The sequence below is a fragment of the Pseudomonas sp. MF5691 genome, from assembly GCF_016405645.1.
Classification (GTDB): Bacteria; Pseudomonadota; Gammaproteobacteria; order Pseudomonadales; family Pseudomonadaceae; genus Aquipseudomonas; species Aquipseudomonas shahriarae.
On the sequence record NZ_JAEKDC010000004.1, the window covers coordinates 44956 to 61791 of the forward strand.

The 16836-nt window shown below is 59.8% G+C and carries 17 protein-coding genes; 11 read left to right on the top strand and 6 right to left on the bottom strand.

Going from position 1 to position 16836, the window contains the following annotated elements:
- Nucleotides 1–30: 30 nt before the first annotated feature.
- Together glp and moaB are read right to left on the bottom strand one after the other, a co-directional pair.
- Nucleotides 31–1218 carry a gephyrin-like molybdotransferase Glp gene (glp, locus tag JFT44_RS07685; RefSeq protein WP_233098318.1) on the bottom strand — a complete coding sequence of 396 codons (1188 nt, stop codon included), beginning with the start codon at nt 1216–1218 and terminating at the stop codon, nt 31–33.
- A gap of 22 nt (nt 1219–1240) precedes the next feature.
- Nucleotides 1241–1780, bottom strand: coding sequence for a molybdenum cofactor biosynthesis protein B (gene moaB / locus JFT44_RS07690; RefSeq protein WP_029298095.1), 540 nt, complete (start codon nt 1778–1780; stop codon nt 1241–1243).
- 76 nt (nt 1781–1856) lie between these two features.
- Between moaB and mobA the strand changes: the two genes are divergently transcribed.
- Nucleotides 1857–2459 carry a molybdenum cofactor guanylyltransferase MobA gene (gene mobA, locus JFT44_RS07695; protein ID WP_198830494.1) on the top strand — a complete coding sequence of 201 codons (603 nt, stop codon included), beginning with the start codon at nt 1857–1859 and terminating at the stop codon, nt 2457–2459.
- Nucleotides 2460–2539: 80 nt separating this feature from the next.
- On the top strand, nt 2540–2761 hold the full coding sequence (locus JFT44_RS07700; protein ID WP_029298091.1) for a YgdI/YgdR family lipoprotein: 222 nt from the start codon (nt 2540–2542) through the stop codon (nt 2759–2761).
- A 68-nt stretch (nt 2762–2829) separates the two neighbouring features.
- On the opposite strand, the gene JFT44_RS07705 is transcribed toward JFT44_RS07700, so the two are convergent.
- The 3 genes from JFT44_RS07705 to JFT44_RS07715 all read right to left on the bottom strand — a co-directional run bounded on the left by JFT44_RS07705 (nt 2830) and on the right by JFT44_RS07715 (nt 4420).
- On the bottom strand, nt 2830–3720 hold the full coding sequence (locus JFT44_RS07705; RefSeq protein WP_198830495.1) for a pseudouridine synthase: 891 nt from the start codon (nt 3718–3720) through the stop codon (nt 2830–2832).
- Between the two features lie 51 nt (nt 3721–3771).
- On the bottom strand, nt 3772–4107 hold the full coding sequence (locus tag JFT44_RS07710; RefSeq protein WP_198830496.1) for a transcriptional regulator: 336 nt from the start codon (nt 4105–4107) through the stop codon (nt 3772–3774).
- 76 nt (nt 4108–4183) lie between these two features.
- Nucleotides 4184–4420, bottom strand: coding sequence for a glutaredoxin family protein (locus JFT44_RS07715; RefSeq protein WP_057439227.1), 237 nt, complete (start codon nt 4418–4420; stop codon nt 4184–4186).
- A gap of 148 nt (nt 4421–4568) precedes the next feature.
- Here JFT44_RS07715 and JFT44_RS07720 point away from each other — a divergent pair, with 148 nt between their 5' ends.
- Nucleotides 4569–6305 carry a monovalent cation:proton antiporter-2 (CPA2) family protein gene (locus JFT44_RS07720; RefSeq protein WP_178124576.1) on the top strand — a complete coding sequence of 579 codons (1737 nt, stop codon included), beginning with the start codon at nt 4569–4571 and terminating at the stop codon, nt 6303–6305.
- Here the strand turns inward: JFT44_RS07720 and JFT44_RS07725 are convergent.
- Nucleotides 6292–7500, bottom strand: coding sequence for an ammonium transporter (locus JFT44_RS07725; protein ID WP_057439162.1), 1209 nt, complete (start codon nt 7498–7500; stop codon nt 6292–6294). The genes JFT44_RS07720 and JFT44_RS07725 overlap by 14 nt on opposite strands.
- Nucleotides 7501–7855: 355 nt before the next feature.
- On the opposite strand from JFT44_RS07725, the gene JFT44_RS07730 reads away from it, so the two are divergent.
- From JFT44_RS07730 to JFT44_RS07765, 8 genes are all read left to right on the top strand, one after another.
- Entirely contained in the window at nt 7856–8170 is a 315-nt protein-coding gene (locus tag JFT44_RS07730) for a YqjD family protein (protein WP_198830497.1), read from the top strand.
- A 2-nt stretch (nt 8171–8172) separates the two neighbouring features.
- Nucleotides 8173–8559, top strand: coding sequence for a phage holin family protein (locus tag JFT44_RS07735; RefSeq protein WP_057439164.1), 387 nt, complete (start codon nt 8173–8175; stop codon nt 8557–8559).
- Complete coding sequence (locus tag JFT44_RS07740) at nt 8556–8897, top strand: hypothetical protein (RefSeq protein WP_057439165.1); 342 nt, start codon at nt 8556–8558, stop codon at nt 8895–8897. Before JFT44_RS07735 ends, JFT44_RS07740 begins: the two co-directional genes overlap by 4 nt.
- 93 nt (nt 8898–8990) lie before the next feature.
- The gene (locus tag JFT44_RS07745) at nt 8991–10154 is read left to right on the top strand and encodes an EAL domain-containing protein (protein ID WP_198830498.1); all 1164 of its coding nucleotides are present in this window, start codon (nt 8991–8993) and stop codon (nt 10152–10154) included.
- Between the two features lie 72 nt (nt 10155–10226).
- The gene (locus JFT44_RS07750; RefSeq protein ID WP_057439167.1) at nt 10227–11558 is read left to right on the top strand and encodes a deoxyguanosinetriphosphate triphosphohydrolase; all 1332 of its coding nucleotides are present in this window, start codon (nt 10227–10229) and stop codon (nt 11556–11558) included.
- A 247-nt stretch (nt 11559–11805) separates the two neighbouring features.
- Entirely contained in the window at nt 11806–12207 is a 402-nt protein-coding gene (locus JFT44_RS07755) for a response regulator (protein ID WP_115127859.1), read from the top strand.
- 352 nt (nt 12208–12559) lie between these two features.
- Nucleotides 12560–13186 carry a response regulator transcription factor gene (locus tag JFT44_RS07760; RefSeq protein ID WP_057439169.1) on the top strand — a complete coding sequence of 209 codons (627 nt, stop codon included), beginning with the start codon at nt 12560–12562 and terminating at the stop codon, nt 13184–13186.
- Nucleotides 13187–13194: 8 nt separating this feature from the next.
- Nucleotides 13195–16821, top strand: a complete 3627-nt coding sequence (locus JFT44_RS07765) for a transporter substrate-binding domain-containing protein (RefSeq protein ID WP_198830499.1) — start codon at nt 13195–13197, stop codon at nt 16819–16821.
- Nucleotides 16822–16836 lie beyond the last annotated feature (15 nt).

Genomic DNA, 16836 nt, shown 5'->3' on the forward strand with positions numbered 1-16836 from the left:
AAAAAAGCCATTGGGCTGTAAATAAATTCTTCAGCCCAACACTTCACTCAGGGGAATGAAATTCACCCGATCACCGATGGCCAAGGTGCTGCCCTCCACGACTTCCACCAAACCCTCGGCCCAGGCGGCACTGCGCAATACACCGGAACTCTGGTTCGGGTAGATCACCGCCCGTCCTTGCTCCAGGCGCCCGCGCAGGTATTCGCGACGGTTGCCCGGCTTGGCCCACACGAACCCTGCCGGCACCTCGAAACGCAACGGCTGCACCACCGCGACACCCTGACGGCGCAACAGATATGGGCGCGCCAGCAAGGCGAACGTAACCAGGGTGGACGCCGGATTCCCCGGCAGGCCGATCACCGGTACGCCGCGGAAATGACCGAATGTCAAAGGTTTGCCAGGCTTGATCGCCAGCTTCCACAAGGTCAGCTCACCCTCCTCGCGCAATGCGATACCGAGGAAGTCCGCTTCCCCCACCGAGACTCCGCCGGTGGACAGGATCAAGTCCACCGAACCCAGTGCGCCCAGGCGGGTGCGGGTCAATTCCAGGTCATCGGGCAAGATACCGGCGTCGATCACCTCGCAGCCCAGGCGTTGCAACCAACTGCACAACACCCGCCGGTTGCTGTTGTAGATCTGTCCCGGCCCCAGTGGCAGGCCCGGTTCGATCAACTCGTCGCCCGTAGACAGCACCGCCACACGCACGCGGCGCACCACCGCCAACCGGTCGCGCCCCAGGGATGCCGCCAAGCCCAGTTCAATCGGGCCGAGCCGTGTACCGGCAGCCAGGACTTCCTCACCGACTGTAGTCTCCTGCCCCTTGGGGCGGATGTTTTGCCCTACGCGCAGCGCCTGGGTAAAGCTCACGCGCTGATCGGATTGCAGCTCGGCGTTTTCCTGCATTTCCACGCAGTCGGCCCCGTCGGGTACCGGAGCGCCGGTGAAGATCCGCGCACAGGTACCCGCCGCCAAGGGCTCAGGGGCCTGGCCGGCGAAAATACGCTGGCTCACCCGCAGCGGCTCGCCTGTCCAATCGGCAGTGCGCAGGGCGTAGCCGTCCATGGCACTGTTGGGCCACGGCGGCAGGTCGAGGGTGGAAACCAATGCCTCGGCCAATACACGCCCATCGCACGCGGCCAATGGCAGGTGTTCCTGCTCACGGATCGGCGCGGCCTCGGCCATGTTCAGCAGCCGTTCCAGGGCTTCTTCCACCGGCATCAGGGCGCCGGTCTTGCCCGGCTTATCCACGGGATTCACACGGCTCGGCCAGCTTGAGGTGCGGCACAAAATTGCATGGGCGATGGCGGGCATCCAGCTGTTCGGCGAGAATCCCGTCCCAACCGGTACGCACCGCATTGGTGGAACCCGGCAGGCAGCACACCAGGGTGCCATTGGCCAGGCCGGCCAGGGCACGGGACTGCACGGTAGAGGTGCCGATATCGGCGACCGAAATCTGCCGGAACAGCTCGCCAAAGCCGTCCACTTGCTTGTCCAGCAAGCAACTGACCGCTTCGGGGGTGCTGTCACGGCCAGTGAAGCCGGTGCCACCGGTAATCAGCACCACTTGCACCACATCCTCAGCAATCCAGTGGGCGACTTGCGCACGGATTTTGTAGAGGTCATCTTTGAGCAATACCCGTTCGGCCAGGCGATGCCCAGCAGCGAGCAGGCGGTCAACAAAGACCTGCCCGGAGGTGTCGGTTTCCAGGGTGCGGGTGTCGCTGACGGTCAGTACAGCAATATTAAGAGGTACGAAAGGCGCATCAGCCTTGGCTTTCATGGCTCGGTCCGGTTGTCGAAGGAACAGCCCGATGTTATATCACAGCCCCCTATTTCACTGCCGCTGCGGAGCCATCATGCCACTCAATTCTTCGCCCCTGCCCTGCTCGATCCTGTTGCTGGCCGGCGGTCGCGGCCAGCGCATGGGCGGCCTGGACAAGGGGCTGCTCGACTGGCACGGGCAGCCGCTGATTGCTCACCTGCACCAACTAGTGCGGCCGTTGACCGACGACCTGATCATCTCCTGCAACCGCAACCAGGCGCAGTACGCCCCGTACGGCGACCAGTTGGTGAGCGACGACAGTCCGGACTTCCCGGGCCCCTTGGCCGGTATCCGCGCCGGCCTGGCCGCGGCGCGCCATGAACATCTATTGATCTTGCCCTGCGATGTGCCGCATATCGACGGGCAACTGCTGGCAGACCTGCTCGAAACCGCGCGGCAGCACCCCAAGGTGCCGGTGATGACCCGCCACGGGGCGTTCTGGGAGCCTTTGCTCTGCGTCATACCGACGCGCCTGCGCGACGCGGTGGAGGACGCCTGGCTGGCTGCAGAGCGCAGCCCGCGCCAGATCCTGCTGAAACTAGGGGCCCAGGCGCTCGATTGCGCCGAGAACGACCCGCGCCTGGCCAACCTCAATACACCAGAGTTGTTGCACCCACGCCCCGGCGTGTCAGAATGAGCGCTAGACAAGGAACTTTGCCGACGTTGCATACGTCACAAGGTCAGAACTCAACACAGTATTACTCTCGGAGAAGACTCATGACCCAACGGACCATCGCCGCTCTCATGCTTGCACTGGGCCTTGCTACCCTCGCCGGTTGCGCCTCGCCTACAGTGATCACCCTGAATGACGGTCGCGAAATCCAGGCTGTCGATACCCCTAAATTCGATCAGGATTCGGGCTTCTACGAATTCGAACAACTGGATGGCAAGCGTACCCGCATCAACAAGGATCAGGTTCGCACCGTTAAAGACCTGTAAGTCTTAACGCCAGATACAACAAAGCCCGCTCTTAAGCGGGCTTTGTTGTATCTGGCGCATGGGAAACATCACCACTCAAGCACGATCCGGCTGCTGAAGTCGCGCTGCTCACCGGTCACCGGGTCGATAAACCGTACGCCCTGGGCCAGCAACTTGAGCGGGTTGGCGTAGTCATCCACGGCATCCTTGATGACCTCGGGATAAAACGGGTCATTGCAGATGCTCGCCCCCAGTGCCGTCATATGCACGCGCAGTTGATGCTTCTTGCCCGTCACTGGAAACAGACCATAGCGCCACAGGTCGCCATTCTTCTCGCGCACCTGCACCGCCGTTTCCGTGTTGCTTGCACCAGGCCCTTCCTGCATGCGGAAGAACGGTTCGCCCTCCACCAGGCGACTCTTGTGCACCAGCGGGAATGTCAGCGCGGGCAAGGCCGGGGCAATGGCTTCGTAGAACTTATCAATCTGGCGGGTGGGGAACAGTTGTTGATACGCCGAGCGGCTCTGCGGGTGGGCAGAGAACAGCACCAGCCCGGCAGTATGGCGATCAATGCGATGCAGCGGCACCAGCGACGGGTTATCCAGGCGGCGGATCAGGCGGCGCAGTAAAGTCTGCTCGACATATTCGCCGGCGGGCGTCACTGGCAGGAAGTGTGGTTTGTCGGCCACCACCAGATGCTCATCGGCATACAGGATGGACTCCTGCACCGGGATCGGCTTCTCATCCGGCACTTCGCGAAAGTAGTGGATGCGCAAACCTTCCTTGTAGGCCAGATCCACGGCGATGGGCTGGCCATTGCCATCCAGCACCCGGCCACGGGCGATGCGGTCCAGCCACTGCTCGCGGCCGATGGCGCGAAAGTGCTCGCACAGGCAGTCGAGCACCGTCGCCCAGGGCCCAGGCGGCAGGTACAGCGTACTGGCTTGGTTCTGGGCAGCGGAAAAACCGGTATCGGACATGCGTACACTCAAGGGCCTGGAAATACTAAGGGGGCATTATCCCCCAGAATCTCAAGCCCTGGCCAATTCGGCCCGCAGCACCGGCGAGGCGCTGGCAGCCTCGGTAAACTCCTTGAGCCACCGCAGGACGTCCACCGCTTCCCAGCGGCCGGGATCGTACAGCGCATACAGCAAGCCCTGATACCCGACCACATCCAACTGCTTGTGATAACCGGCGCGCTGGAACAAGGCTTCGATTTCGGCAAAGCAGGTATTGAAATGCACTTTGTTGAACGGCGTCTTGCCTTCCGTGACCAGGCCATCGAGCCGCAGCTCATTCACCGCATCGCGTACGATATCGACGGACATGCGGTTGACGCTGCTTTTCAGTTGTTCGACATTCACCACGGGCGTTCCCTCTCACTCAAATCGCTGTACAAACATACAGTAACCGAATAATCAGCAACCTGCCACGGGATTAGCGCTAACTTAAAAAGGCGACCACCTGTTCAGTTTCGAACGGCCAGCCCAGTTCCGCCCCGGTATCCACCCGGCGCAGCACCGGAATACTTAGGCCATAGGCTTCAAACAGCTCTTGCGAATCGGCGATATCCACCAACTCGACCAACAGCCCGCATTCGACCAACGGCATGATTTCAGCTTCCGCAAGCTCACACAGATGGCAGCCCAGGGTGCCGAACAACTGGCATTCAGGAGGCATGGCGAACAGATCCGATAAGAAACAGGTACCCATTCTAGGCCGCGAGAAAAACCTCGTCGAGTCATGCCAAAGACCTGATCCAGATCACCATGACCTATAACTGATTCAGCGATTCTCGCGGCTTTTTTCCTGCAACACCCCGACGGAGATGTTTGTGTTTGCCAACCTGCTGATCATTCTTGCCTCATCCCTGGTCGTCATTGCGCTGTTCCGTCGGCTGCAACTGCCACCGGTGCTCGGCTACCTGTGCGTGGGCCTGGCCGTCGGGCCAACAGCCCTGGACTGGGTCAATGACAGCGAAGACCTGCCAGACCTCGCCGAACTGGGCGTGGTATTCCTGCTGTTTTCCCTGGGCCTGGAGTTCTCCCTGTCCAAGATGCTCAGCCTGCGCCGGGTGGTGTTCGGCCTCGGCAGCCTGCAGGTGCTGTGCTGCGCGGTAGTGCTGGGTGCCCTGCTGCTTTTGATGGGCATGTCGCCGGTGGCCGCCTTGCTGCTGGGGGCCGGGCTGGCACTGTCATCCACCGCCATTGTGAGCAAGGAGCTGACCAGCCTCGGGGAGATATTCAGCACTCATGGGCAGAATGCGATTGGCGTGCTGTTGTTCCAGGACGTGGTCGCGGTGCTGTTGCTGACCCTGGTCCCGGTGTTCGCCGGCAGTAGCGAGCAGGCCTGGTACTGGGCACTGCCCCTGACCCTGGGCAAGACCGTGGTGTTGTTCCTCGGCCTGCTGCTCGCCAGCCGTTGGCTGCTGCCGCGCCTGTTCCATGAAGTAGCCGCCTCGCATTCGGCGGAACTGTTCGTGCTGCTGGCCCTGGTGATTGTGTTGCTTACGGCCTGGCTCACACACCTGCTGGGCCTGTCGCCAGCCCTCGGCGCGTTCCTGGCGGGCATGCTGCTGGGGGAAAGCCATTACCGGCACCAGATCGAAGCGGATATCCGACCGTTTCGTGACATCCTGCTGGGGTTGTTCTTTGTCAGTATCGGCATGCTGATCGACTTGCAACTGTTCGTCAGTCACGCCCTGCAGATCCTCGGACTGACCCTGGCACTGATGTTGATCAAGGGCTGCATTGTCGCCGCGCTGGTCAAGCTGCGCGGCAGCGACAGCGAGACAGCCTGGCGCAGCGGCCTGGCCCTGGCCCAGGGCGGTGAGTTCTGTTTTGCACTGATGGCGCAAATGCAGTTGAGCAATATGCTGCCCGGCGAAATCAGCAGCCTGCTGCTGGCCGCGACGTTCTGCTCCATGCTGCTGACGCCCCTGCTGCTGCGGGCCGCTCCCTCTATTGCCCTGCGCCTGCACCGCAAGCCCAACCAGCAAGTGCAGCTGGAGGCAATCACCGCGCTCAACGCCGAGCTGCGCGGGCATGTGCTGATCTGCGGTTATGGCCGGGTCGGCCAATCCATCGGGCGTTTCCTGCGCCGTGAACAACAGGCGTTCATTGCCCTGGACGATGACCCCGAACGGGTGCAGGAAGCCGCCACCGAGGACAGCAGCGTGCATTATGGCGATTGCCGGCGCGGCGCCCTGCTCAGCGCAGTCGGCCTGGAGCGAGCACGCCTGGTGGTGATTGCCGTGGACAATAGCGACGTGGCCCTGGTGGTGCTCAAGGAAGCGCGACGGATCAACCACAAAGTGCCGATCCTGGTGCGCACCCGCGACGACAGCCAGTTGACTGAACTGAAGGCCGCCGGGGCCAGCGAGGTGGTGCCCGAACTACTGGAGTCGAGCCTGATGCTCGCATCGCACGCAATGATCATGCTCGGCCTGCCCGACCAGCAGGTGCGCGACCGCGTCGACGAAGTACGGCGCAATCGCTACCGCTTGCTCCACGGTTTCTACCAGCATACCGACGACAACCGTGAAGCCCCGATCAATCCTGACTGACTGCACCAATCTTATGGATCGACAAGTCCGCGCCGTAGTACTCCTCTTCCTGGCTCAAGCGCAGGCCGCAGAGGCGCTTGAGCACGCCGTACACCAGCAACCCGCCCGCCAGGGCCACTACCACCCCCAGGGCGGTACCGATCAACTGGCTGATCAGGCTCACGCCACCCAGTCCACCCAAGGCGCTCTGACCGAAAATCCCGCAGGCAATCCCGCCCCACACACCACACAAGCCATGCAACGGCCAGACACCCAGCACATCGTCGATCTTCCACAGGTTCTGGGCGGCGATAAAGCACCACACAAACAGGCCACCGGCCACCACGCCGGTGACCAGCGCGCCCACCGGATGCATCAGGTCGGAGCCCGCGCAGATCGCCACCAGCCCGGCCAACGGGCCATTGTGCAAGAAGCCCGGGTCGTTACGCCCGATCACCAGTGCCGCCACGGTCCCACCTACCATGGCCATCAACGAGTTGACCGCCACCAGCCCGCTCACCCCGGACAAGGTCTGCGCACTCATCACGTTGAAGCCGAACCAGCCGACGATCAATATCCACGAGCCCAGTGCCAGGAACGGAATGCTCGACGGCGCAAACGCCACCAGACGCCCGTCGCGGTAACGCCCCTGACGCGGCCCCAGCAGCAACACCGCCGCCAGCGCCAGCCAACCGCCCATGGCATGTACCACCACCGAACCGGCAAAGTCATGGAAGGATGCGCCGAAGGTCGCCAACAACCAGGCTTGCAGGCCAAAGTTGCCATTCCACACCATGCCCTCGAAAAACGGGTAGATGAATGCCACGATCAGCGCCGTGGCACACAGTTGTGGAACAAAGCGTGCACGCTCGGCAATGCCCCCGGAGATGATCGCCGGGATGGCAGCTGCGAAGGTCAGCAGGAAAAAGAACTTCACCAGGCCATAACCATGGTCGGCACTGAGCACGGCGGCCGGCTGCATAAAGCTGACCCCGTAGGAGATCCAATAGCCTATAAAGAAATAGGCCAGGGTCGAGACCGCAAAATCACTGAGGATTTTCGACAACGCGTTGACTTGGTTCTTCTGCCGTACCGTACCGACTTCCAGAAACGCGAAGCCGGCATGCATCGCCAGGACCATCACCGCGCCAATCAGAATAAACAGCGTATTGGAGCTATGGACGAGAGTGTCCACCGCGCTTTGCACATTTTCCATGGGGATTGGCAGGCCTGCAGTTCAGGAAAAAGCACCAAAGCAGTTCATTGCCCAACAATCGCGCACTAAATTGGCACTGCGCGTTCTACCCTTCTTCAGAGGGAATGAACCGCTTTGGCGCGACGACCATTGAATAAGGCAGTGACTTGCGGGTTTTTCCACGGGTTTTAGGGATTTAGGGTAAGGTTTTTCAAGGCGTTGGCCGAAACCGCCCACATTGCGCGCAAGCCTTGCGGCTGACGCACCAAGGCAAAGCAAAAGCTGTACCAGACAATTGCAGTGAACCTTCACCAATACCGGTGACTCTCAAGCAAAACCCTGTAAAAGCACCAGACAGCCACTCACGGAGATAACCATGGCCAGAAAATCGGCAAAGACTGCTCAAGAAATATTGATGGAAGATTTCCAGACCCTGGTCAGCGATACCGAAAAGCTGCTGGACGACACCGCGATTCTGGCCGGTGACCAGGCTGACGAGCTGCGCTCGAAGATCCATGACAGCCTGCTGCAGGCCCGGGAAACACTGAAGTTGACTGAGGACTCCCTGCGCGAACGCGGCAAGGCAGCAGTCACTGCCACCGAGAACTACGTGCAGGCCAACCCTTGGCAATCCGTTGGCATCGCTGCCGGCGTGGGCTTCCTGATCGGTCTGCTGGCTACAAGGCGCTAATCATGTCTATCGGCGAAACCGGCTCGTCCGCGGGCCCAAGTTCCACATCGCGGCGCCTCGGCGCGGCTGTCCTGGGCTTGCTGCACAGCCATGTCGAGCTGTTCGGCATCGAGTTGCAGGAACAGAAAGCACGCACCGTCAGCCTGTTGCTGTTTGCCGGGCTGGCACTGGTGTTCGCCCTGTTGCTGCTGGTGGGGTTATCGGCGCTGGTCATGATCCTGGTCTGGGATACCTACCGCCTGACCGGGATCATCAGCCTTTGCGTATTTTACGTTCTGGCCGCAGGGTTCTGCGGGTTGCGCTTGAAGGCGGCGGTATTCGATGAATCCACGCCTTTCCACGCCACCCTCGAAGAGTTGGCCAATGATCGGGAGCGCCTGCTGCCATGAGCCTGACTGAATTGCCGCACACCAACTCCCGGCGAGAAATGCGCAAGGCCTTGATCCGCCTGCGCATGGAAATGCACCGCCAGGAAATTCGCCACGAGTCCCAGCAATTGCTGCTGCCCTTGCAAAAGGTGCGCAACATGGGCCAAAGCTGGCAGGACGGGTTTGGTATCAAGCATGCGCCGCTGTGGGGCGTCGCCGCTGTGACCCTGCTGGGATTCTTCACCGGCAAAGGCGCCAAGGGTGGCGGCATCGGCACCATGACCCGCCTGGTACGGCTCGGTGCGGGCCTGATCCCGTTGATCAAGCTCGCCATGCAGGGTGCGTCCCGCAAACCCTGACGTAACTGGCTGCATTCTTGCAAACGGATCTGGCCCGGCGCCCTCTCTGTAGGGGCCGGGCCTTTTTCATGCCGAAGCACCTAAGGAGGCTCTGTGATTGACGGGCAACCGCTCGCCTGTTTTCAACCGTTTATCGACACCGCCACCGGACGCATTGCCGGGGTGGAAGCGCTGGGCCGCCTGCTCCAGACAGATGGGCAACTGCACTCGGTAGGCCCACTGTTCGCCGATGCACGCACGCCCACCTCGGCGTTACGCCGCCTGGACCGCAAGATCCGCGACAATGCCCTGAGCCGCCTGCATGAAGCACCTGAAGACTGGTTTCTGAGCCTCAATATCTCGCCCCGCTGGATCACGTTGCTGCGACCCGGACAAGCCCTGCCCAGCCTGAAACAGTTGCAGGCCCATGGCGTCGATCCAAAACGCATCGTGTTTGAGATCACCGAGCTGGGTGGCGACAGCCAGCGCCTGGCCGAAGTCGTCGCCCGCTATCGTGAGGCGGGCGCACGAATTGCCATTGATGATTTCGGCGCCGGGTATTCGCAACTGGATCGGGTCCTGGCCCTGCGCCCGGATATCCTCAAGCTGGATATGCGCCTGTTCCAGGCCGCGGCACTGGGTGGCCCGAGCGGCGAGGTGGTGCGCGCCCTGGCGCAAATGGCGGAAAAAACCGGATGCTGGATCATCGCCGAAGGCGTGGAAACCGAAGCGCAACTGAGCTTTGCCCTTGAGTGTGGCGCACGTTATGTCCAAGGCTATCTGTTTGCCCAGGCGCAACGGGACTGGTTCGCCGCCGATGCCTTCGTCCCGCGCTTTGCCGTGCTGCGCCAGGCTTATGTGCAGCAGAAACTGACGGAGCGCGGACGGATCATGCAATTGCGCCAGCAATTGATCGAACTGATGCAGATCCTGCAAGGCTGGGCCCTGGCCCAGGCCCCCCTGAGCCAACTGCCATGGCTGCCGGGTTTTCCCCGGTTACTGCGGTTTTATCAGTGCGATAGCCACGGCACCCAACTGACCCCCAACTTCGAATGGCGCCAGGATGCCTGGCAAGCCGACAGCCGCTACCTGGGCCACAACTGGTCATGGCGCCCCTACTTCTATCATCTGCTGGCCGAAGGCTGGGAAGAGCGCCGCCTGATTCTTTCCAACACCTACCGTGATGCCACGACCAATCAATACTGCCTGACAGCAGGACAATTCTTCGATAACGGTCAGCGCTTGCTGTTAATCGATATTGACGCCGCCGGACTGTAGTTTTTCGCTTGCTCCCGGCACGCCGAACCGGGAAGCTGGGGGTCGACATTCATCCTACGGAGAGCACTCGCCTTGGATTGGCCTACCCTGCTTACCCGCGAACGCCTTGGAAAACCCCTGCACAGCCCGGAAGAACTGGGCCGCAGCCCGTTTCACAAAGACCATGACCGGATTATCTTCTCCGGGGCCTTTCGCCGCCTGGGCCGCAAGACGCAAGTTCACCCGGTGACCAGCAACGATCATATCCATACCCGGCTGACCCACTCGCTGGAAGTCAGTTGTGTGGGGCGTTCCCTGGGTATGCGCGTCGGCGAGACCATTCGCAGCGCCCTGCCCGACTGGTGCGACCCCAGTGACCTGGGGATGATCGTGCAATCGGCCTGCCTGGCCCACGACATCGGCAACCCACCGTTCGGTCATTCCGGCGAAGATGCCATTCGCCATTGGTTCCAGCAGGCAGCCGGCCGTGGTTGGCTGGATGACATGAGCAGCGCCGAACGCAATGACTTCCTCAATTTCGAAGGCAACGCGCAAGGCTTCCGCGTGCTGACACAGCTGGAATACCACCAGTTCGACGGCGGCACGCGCCTGACCTACGCCACCCTGGGCACCTACCTGAAGTACCCGTGGACCGCCCGCCACGCCGACTCCTTGGGCTACAAGAAACATAAGTTCGGCTGCTATCAGAGCGAGCTGCCGATCCTTGAGCAGATCGCCCAGAAGCTCGGCCTGCCACAACTCGAGGAACAGCGCTGGGCGCGCCACCCACTGGTCTATCTGATGGAGGCGGCCGACGACATCTGCTACGCCCTGATCGACCTGGAAGATGGCCTGGAAATGGAGTTGCTGGAATACGCCGAGGTCGAGTCGTTGCTGTTGAACCTGGTCGGTGATGACCTGCCGGAAACCTATCGGCAGCTGGGGCCCGAGGATTCCAGGCGACGCAAACTCGCGATCCTGCGGGGTAAGGCGATCGAGCACCTGACCAACGCCGCCGCGCGGGCGTTCGTCGAACAACAGCCTGCGCTACTGGCCGGGACCCTGCAAGGCGACCTGGTGGAACACATGCACGGCCCGGCCAAGCGCTGCGTACTGAATGCCAAGGACATGGCCCGCAAGAAAATCTTCCAGGACAAGCGCAAGACCCTGCATGAGATCGGCGCCTACACCACCCTGGAAATCCTCCTGAACACGTTCTGCGGCGCGGCCCTGGAGCAACATGGCGGCCGTACACCATCCTTCAAGAATCGACGCGTCCTGGATCTGCTGGGCAACAGCGCCCCCCATCCTGACTGGCCACTGCATCGTTCATTCCTGCGCATGATCGACTTCATCGCCGGCATGACCGATAGCTACGCCAGCGAAATGGCCCGGGAGATGACCGGCCACTCAAACCCTCAATGACCCACACCCCGGGCAGGTTTTCCTGCCTGGGCGCTTACCTCAAAGAATCGACCTACGCAGGCACCAGAGCAGCCTGATCGAATTCGCCCCAACACCCGATGAATAATCACCCCTCTCTTATCCGCTCCAGCGATCAGCTCCTACATTCACGCAACCCCACGATAGCCCAGCGCCTGGCTCACCGAGCAAACAGACACAGGCATCGGCCGACGTGTTTCCGACCGCTGCTACTTCCACGGAAACTCCTATGCCCGAACGAAAATTGCGCATCCTGTTGGTGGAAGATCACCCTTTTCAACTCCTGGCCATTCAGTGCCTGCTCAAGAGTTTCGGCTTCAACCAACTGACCCCTGCCGAGAGTGCGGAGCAGGCGATCAAGTTGATGAGAACAACCGAGGCCCCCTTCGATATCATGTTATGCGATCAATGCCTGCCGGACCTCACCGGGTTGGAGCTGGTGGAGATAGCCTGCCATACGGGCTTCGTCAAAAGTGCGGTATTGCTAAGTGGACTGCCCGCCCTCGAACTGGAGTATTTGAAAACCCTGGCAATACAACGTGACTTGCGCCTGCTTGGATATTTGGCTAAGCCCTTGAATAAAGAAGCCTGGATCGAATTGATCAGCCAATCGGGGCTTGCCGATGATTAAAGAGTGCGCCCTTGCACTTGCCCAGAAACCATCTGACCAAACTGCTCCCCCACTACATCAACACACCGAGCCCAGCCAAAGTATTTTTTCAAATATTAATGTAGGACATTAAACACTCTTGCAACTGAAATATTACCTCCATCCAAGTGACAAATAACACCGCACAACTTTCAAACCTTTCACCTAAGAAACTCTTACAATACGACCAATAAAGCCTTAGCAGGTCGTAGTCCAATACCTTTTTGGACGTAGGAATTTTCCTGTTTTATATCTACTCAGTCTTCCCTTCATGCTCCTGCCCTACCTTCTGAGCTAATGTGCGCGCTTATTTGCACTAGTATGGAATTGGCTCATGAATACAGTTTTTATTATTGACGACCACCCGGTCATTCGACTTGCAATCCGAATGTTGCTGGAACATGAAGGTTACAAAGTAGTCGGCGAAACAGATAACGGTTGTGATGCAATACAAATGGTCCGCGAATGCCTCCCAGACCTCATAATTCTTGACATCAGCATTCCAAAACTTGATGGGCTGGAGGTTCTCTGCAGGTTCAATGCAATGAGCACGCCAATGAAAACCCTGATCTTGACGGCACAATCCCCGACACTTTTTGCGACACGCTGCATGCGTTCCGGTGCTGATGGCTATGTTTGCAAAGAAGGCGACCTAAGTGAACTGCTAAGTGCCGTCAGAGCTGTACTTTCAGGTTACAACTATTTCCCAAGCCAGGCATTAAACAGCACTGGCACCGATGTGGGCGAAAACGAAGAATTGAATCTTTTCAAAGCCGTTAATGACCGAGAACTTATGGTCCTACAACTTTTTGCGCAAGGCCGTACAAACAAGGAAATCGCCAAAGGCATGTTCCTTAGCAATAAAACTGTTAGCACTTATAAAAAACGACTTATGCAAAAACTTAAGGCCAAGTCCTTGGTAGAACTTATCGAGATGGCAAAACGCAACGCGTTAGTGTGAGAAACAGGATGCCAAGGCGTTTAAAGGACTATCTAATCATTTTGAGTACCGGGCTGTGCTTGAGTACAGCCGTGCCAGCCGCTCAAACCGCTCCAGAACGCTACGCACTGCTGAGTCGTGCCGGCATCGTTCAGTTGGACACTCAACTGACCCCCACGCAACGCCATTGGCTACAAAACAAACGGGAACTGCTGCTGGGAGCCTCGACACCCGACTACCCACCTTTCGACATCACCGCCAGCGGTCATGACTATGAAGGTATTACTGCCGATTACGCGGGCATCCTCGCCAAAGCCCTGGCATTGCCCGTCACTGTGGTGCGCTACCCCTCGCGGGAGGCGGCAATCCAGGCACTGGAAGAGGGGAAAATCGACCTGCTGGGCAGCGCCAACGGATTTGAAGCGAGCAACGCCGACATCGTCCTGTCAACACCCTATGCGGTCGACCAGCCGGTACTGGTCACCCGTGATACAGAAACCCGCCCGCTCGATGACGGGCTGGCGGGCCTGCGCTTGAGCCTCGTCTACCACTACCTGCCCTTGAAGGAAGTCGAAGCGCTGTACCCCAATGCGATCATCCAGGTCTATCCGTCCTATTTGAATGCGCTGAATGCCGTGGCCTTCGACCAGGCCGATGTGTTTCTCGGCGATACCATTTCCACCCATTACATGATCAACAAGGGCTACCTGAAGAACATCCGCATGGCCAATTTCGGCAAGCACGAAGCATACGGTTTCAGCTTTGCCGTGCACCGCGACCAGCAGACCCTGCTGGACATCGTCGATACGGTCCTCGCCGGTGTCGGGACCTACGAGCGGGAGAACATCGCCAAACGCTGGAGTGCAGGCAGCGATATCCTGCTGACCGACCATAAGTTGCAGTTGAGCCAGCGTGAAGAGCGCTGGATCAAGGATCACCCAGTGGTGAAAGTGGTCATCAACGAAACCTTCGCGCCACTGACGTTCGCCGATTCAGATGGCCAACTGCGGGGCATGACCGCCGACCTGCTGGAGTTGATCCGGCTCCGTACGGGCTTGCGTCTGGAGTTCCAGAACACCCGCAACGTCAACCAGATGATCGAACAGGTGGAGAACGGCAATGCCGACATCATTGCCGCCATCAGCCCCAGCCGCGAACGCGAAGCCAAGCTCAATTTCAGCCGCCCGTACCTGCAGAACTCCTATGTCCTGCTGACACGCAAGGAACCTGGGGCACCCTCGAGTCTTGAGCAACTGGCGGGAAAAAAACTGGCAATCACCGAAGGCAACCCCCTGGTGGAGTACCTGCGCCGCGAATTTGCGCAGATCACCCTGGTAGAGGCTAGCGACACCTTCAAAGCCTCGGAAATGCTGGCCCAGGGGCAGGTAGATGGGGCCGTCAACTCGTTGGTGGTTGCCAACTACTTCCTCTCATCCCACTTCTTTCAGGGCCGGTTGCAGGTCAGTTCGAGTATCGGCACGCAACTGGCCTCTTTTTCCCTGGCGACATCACGCAGCGCCACCGAACTGGCCTCCATTCTTGACAAGGCCCTGCTCAGCATCGCGCCGGACGAACTTGGGGTCATCAACAACCGCTGGCGTGGCTACACGGCCGCCTCCGACAGCTATTGGCGCAACTACCACCGTCTGATTATCCAGATCGTCAGCGCCGCCGGGCTGCTGCTGCTTACATCCCTGGCCTGGAACGGCTACATGCGCCGGCAGATCAAGCAGCGGCAGATGGCGGAGCGGGCCCTGAGCGATCAATACGAATTCATGCGCGCCCTGGTCAATGAGACCCCTCATCCGATCTACGTGCGTGATCGCAATGGTTTGCTACAAACCTGCAATGACAGTTACTTGCAGGTCTTCGGCGTCAAGCGCGAGGACGTCATCGGCAAGAGTGTCATGCAGATCAACCTGGAAAACGAAGCACAAGCCCGTCAGTACCATGCCGACTATCTGCGGGTAGTCGCCGAAGGCAAGCCGCTGATCCTGGATCGCGCCCTGCATATTCATGGGCAGCACCTGACGATCTATCACTGGATCCTGCCGTACCGCGATTCGGTCGGTAAGGTCCAGGGCATCATCGGCAGCTGGATTGATATCAGCGAACGCCGCCAATTGTTCGATGACCTGCGCGGCGCCAAGGACCGTGCCGATGAGGCCAATCGCGCGAAAAGCACATTCCTGGCGACCATGAGTCATGAGATCCGCACCCCCATGAACGCGGTGATCGGCATGCTGGAGCTGACCCTAAAGCGTGCCGACCATGGGCATCTGGATCGTCCGGCCATCGAGGTGGCCTACAACTCGGCCAAGGATTTGCTGGAGTTGATTGGCGACATCCTCGACATCGCACGCATCGAGTCGGGTCGCCTGAGCCTGGCGCCGGAACGCGTCAACCTGCGGGAACTGATCGAGTCGGTGGTGCGTGTGTTCGATGGGCTGGCACGCCAGAAGAGTCTCAATTTGCTACTGGAGTTCAATCCCGGCGTTGAAGAACGTGATGTGCAGATCGACCCCCTGCGCTTCAAACAAGTCCTGTCGAACCTGGTGAGCAATGCCATCAAGTTCACCGAGCAGGGCGAAGTGAAGATCAGGGTGGATATCCAGGCCACCGGCGAGCCACAGCAAATCGAGATGAAACTGGTGGTCGAGGACACCGGCATCGGGATCAGCCGGGACGATCAGCAGCGCCTGTTCGAACCGTTTTCCCAGGCCGACAATTCCGGGCACCTGGCCAGGAGCGGCGCCGGTCTTGGGCTGGTCATCTGTCGTAGCCTATGCGAAATGATGGGAGGGCAACTGACCCTGAGCAGCGTGCCCAGGGTCGGCACCCAGGTGTTTGTCTCGCTGCAGATGACCAGCCTGCCACCTGCCTACCCGCTGATCGAGCTCAAGCCTGCGACCCAGGATGCTGCGGCGGTGCTCAATGTGCTGGTGGTGGACGACCATCCGGCCAACCGCCTGCTCATGTGTCAGCAACTGGGTTTCCTCGGGCACCGGTTCACTGCAGTCCAGCATGGCGCGGCGGGGTTCCAGGCCTGGCGCCAGGAGCACTTCGACCTGATCATTGCTGACTGTAATATGCCGATCATGAACGGCTATGAACTGGCACGGTCGATCCGCGAACATGAACAACGGGAGGACATCACGCCCTGCATCATCCTGGGCTTTACCGCCAATGCCCAGCCGGAGGAAAAACAGCGCTGCCGGGATGCAGGCATGAACGACTGCCTGTTCAAACCCATCAGCCTTACCACACTGGAGCGCCATCTGGCCGAGATCACCCCACTGTCGCCAGGGCGGATCTTTGATCTCGATAGCCTGAACACCCTCACCGGTGGTGATCCACTGTTAAGCCAGCGTCTGTTGGAAGAATTGTTGAGCAGCAGCCGGCGTGATCGCGAGGAACTCATGGCAATGCTCGGACAAGGCACGCTTCAGGACCTGGTCGACCAGGCCCACAAGATCAAGGGCGCTGCCAGGATCGTCCAGGCCCGCACACTGGCCAAGCAATGTGAGGTGCTGGAACAGGCTGGCGAGGCAGCCGACCCGGTGCAGGTCGAGATTTGGATCAAGGCCATAGAACAAGCCATGCTCGACCTTGAGCACGTGCTGCAGGAGCAGTTGGAGAATATGGCGCCATTGTAGGGGCGGGCTTGTCGG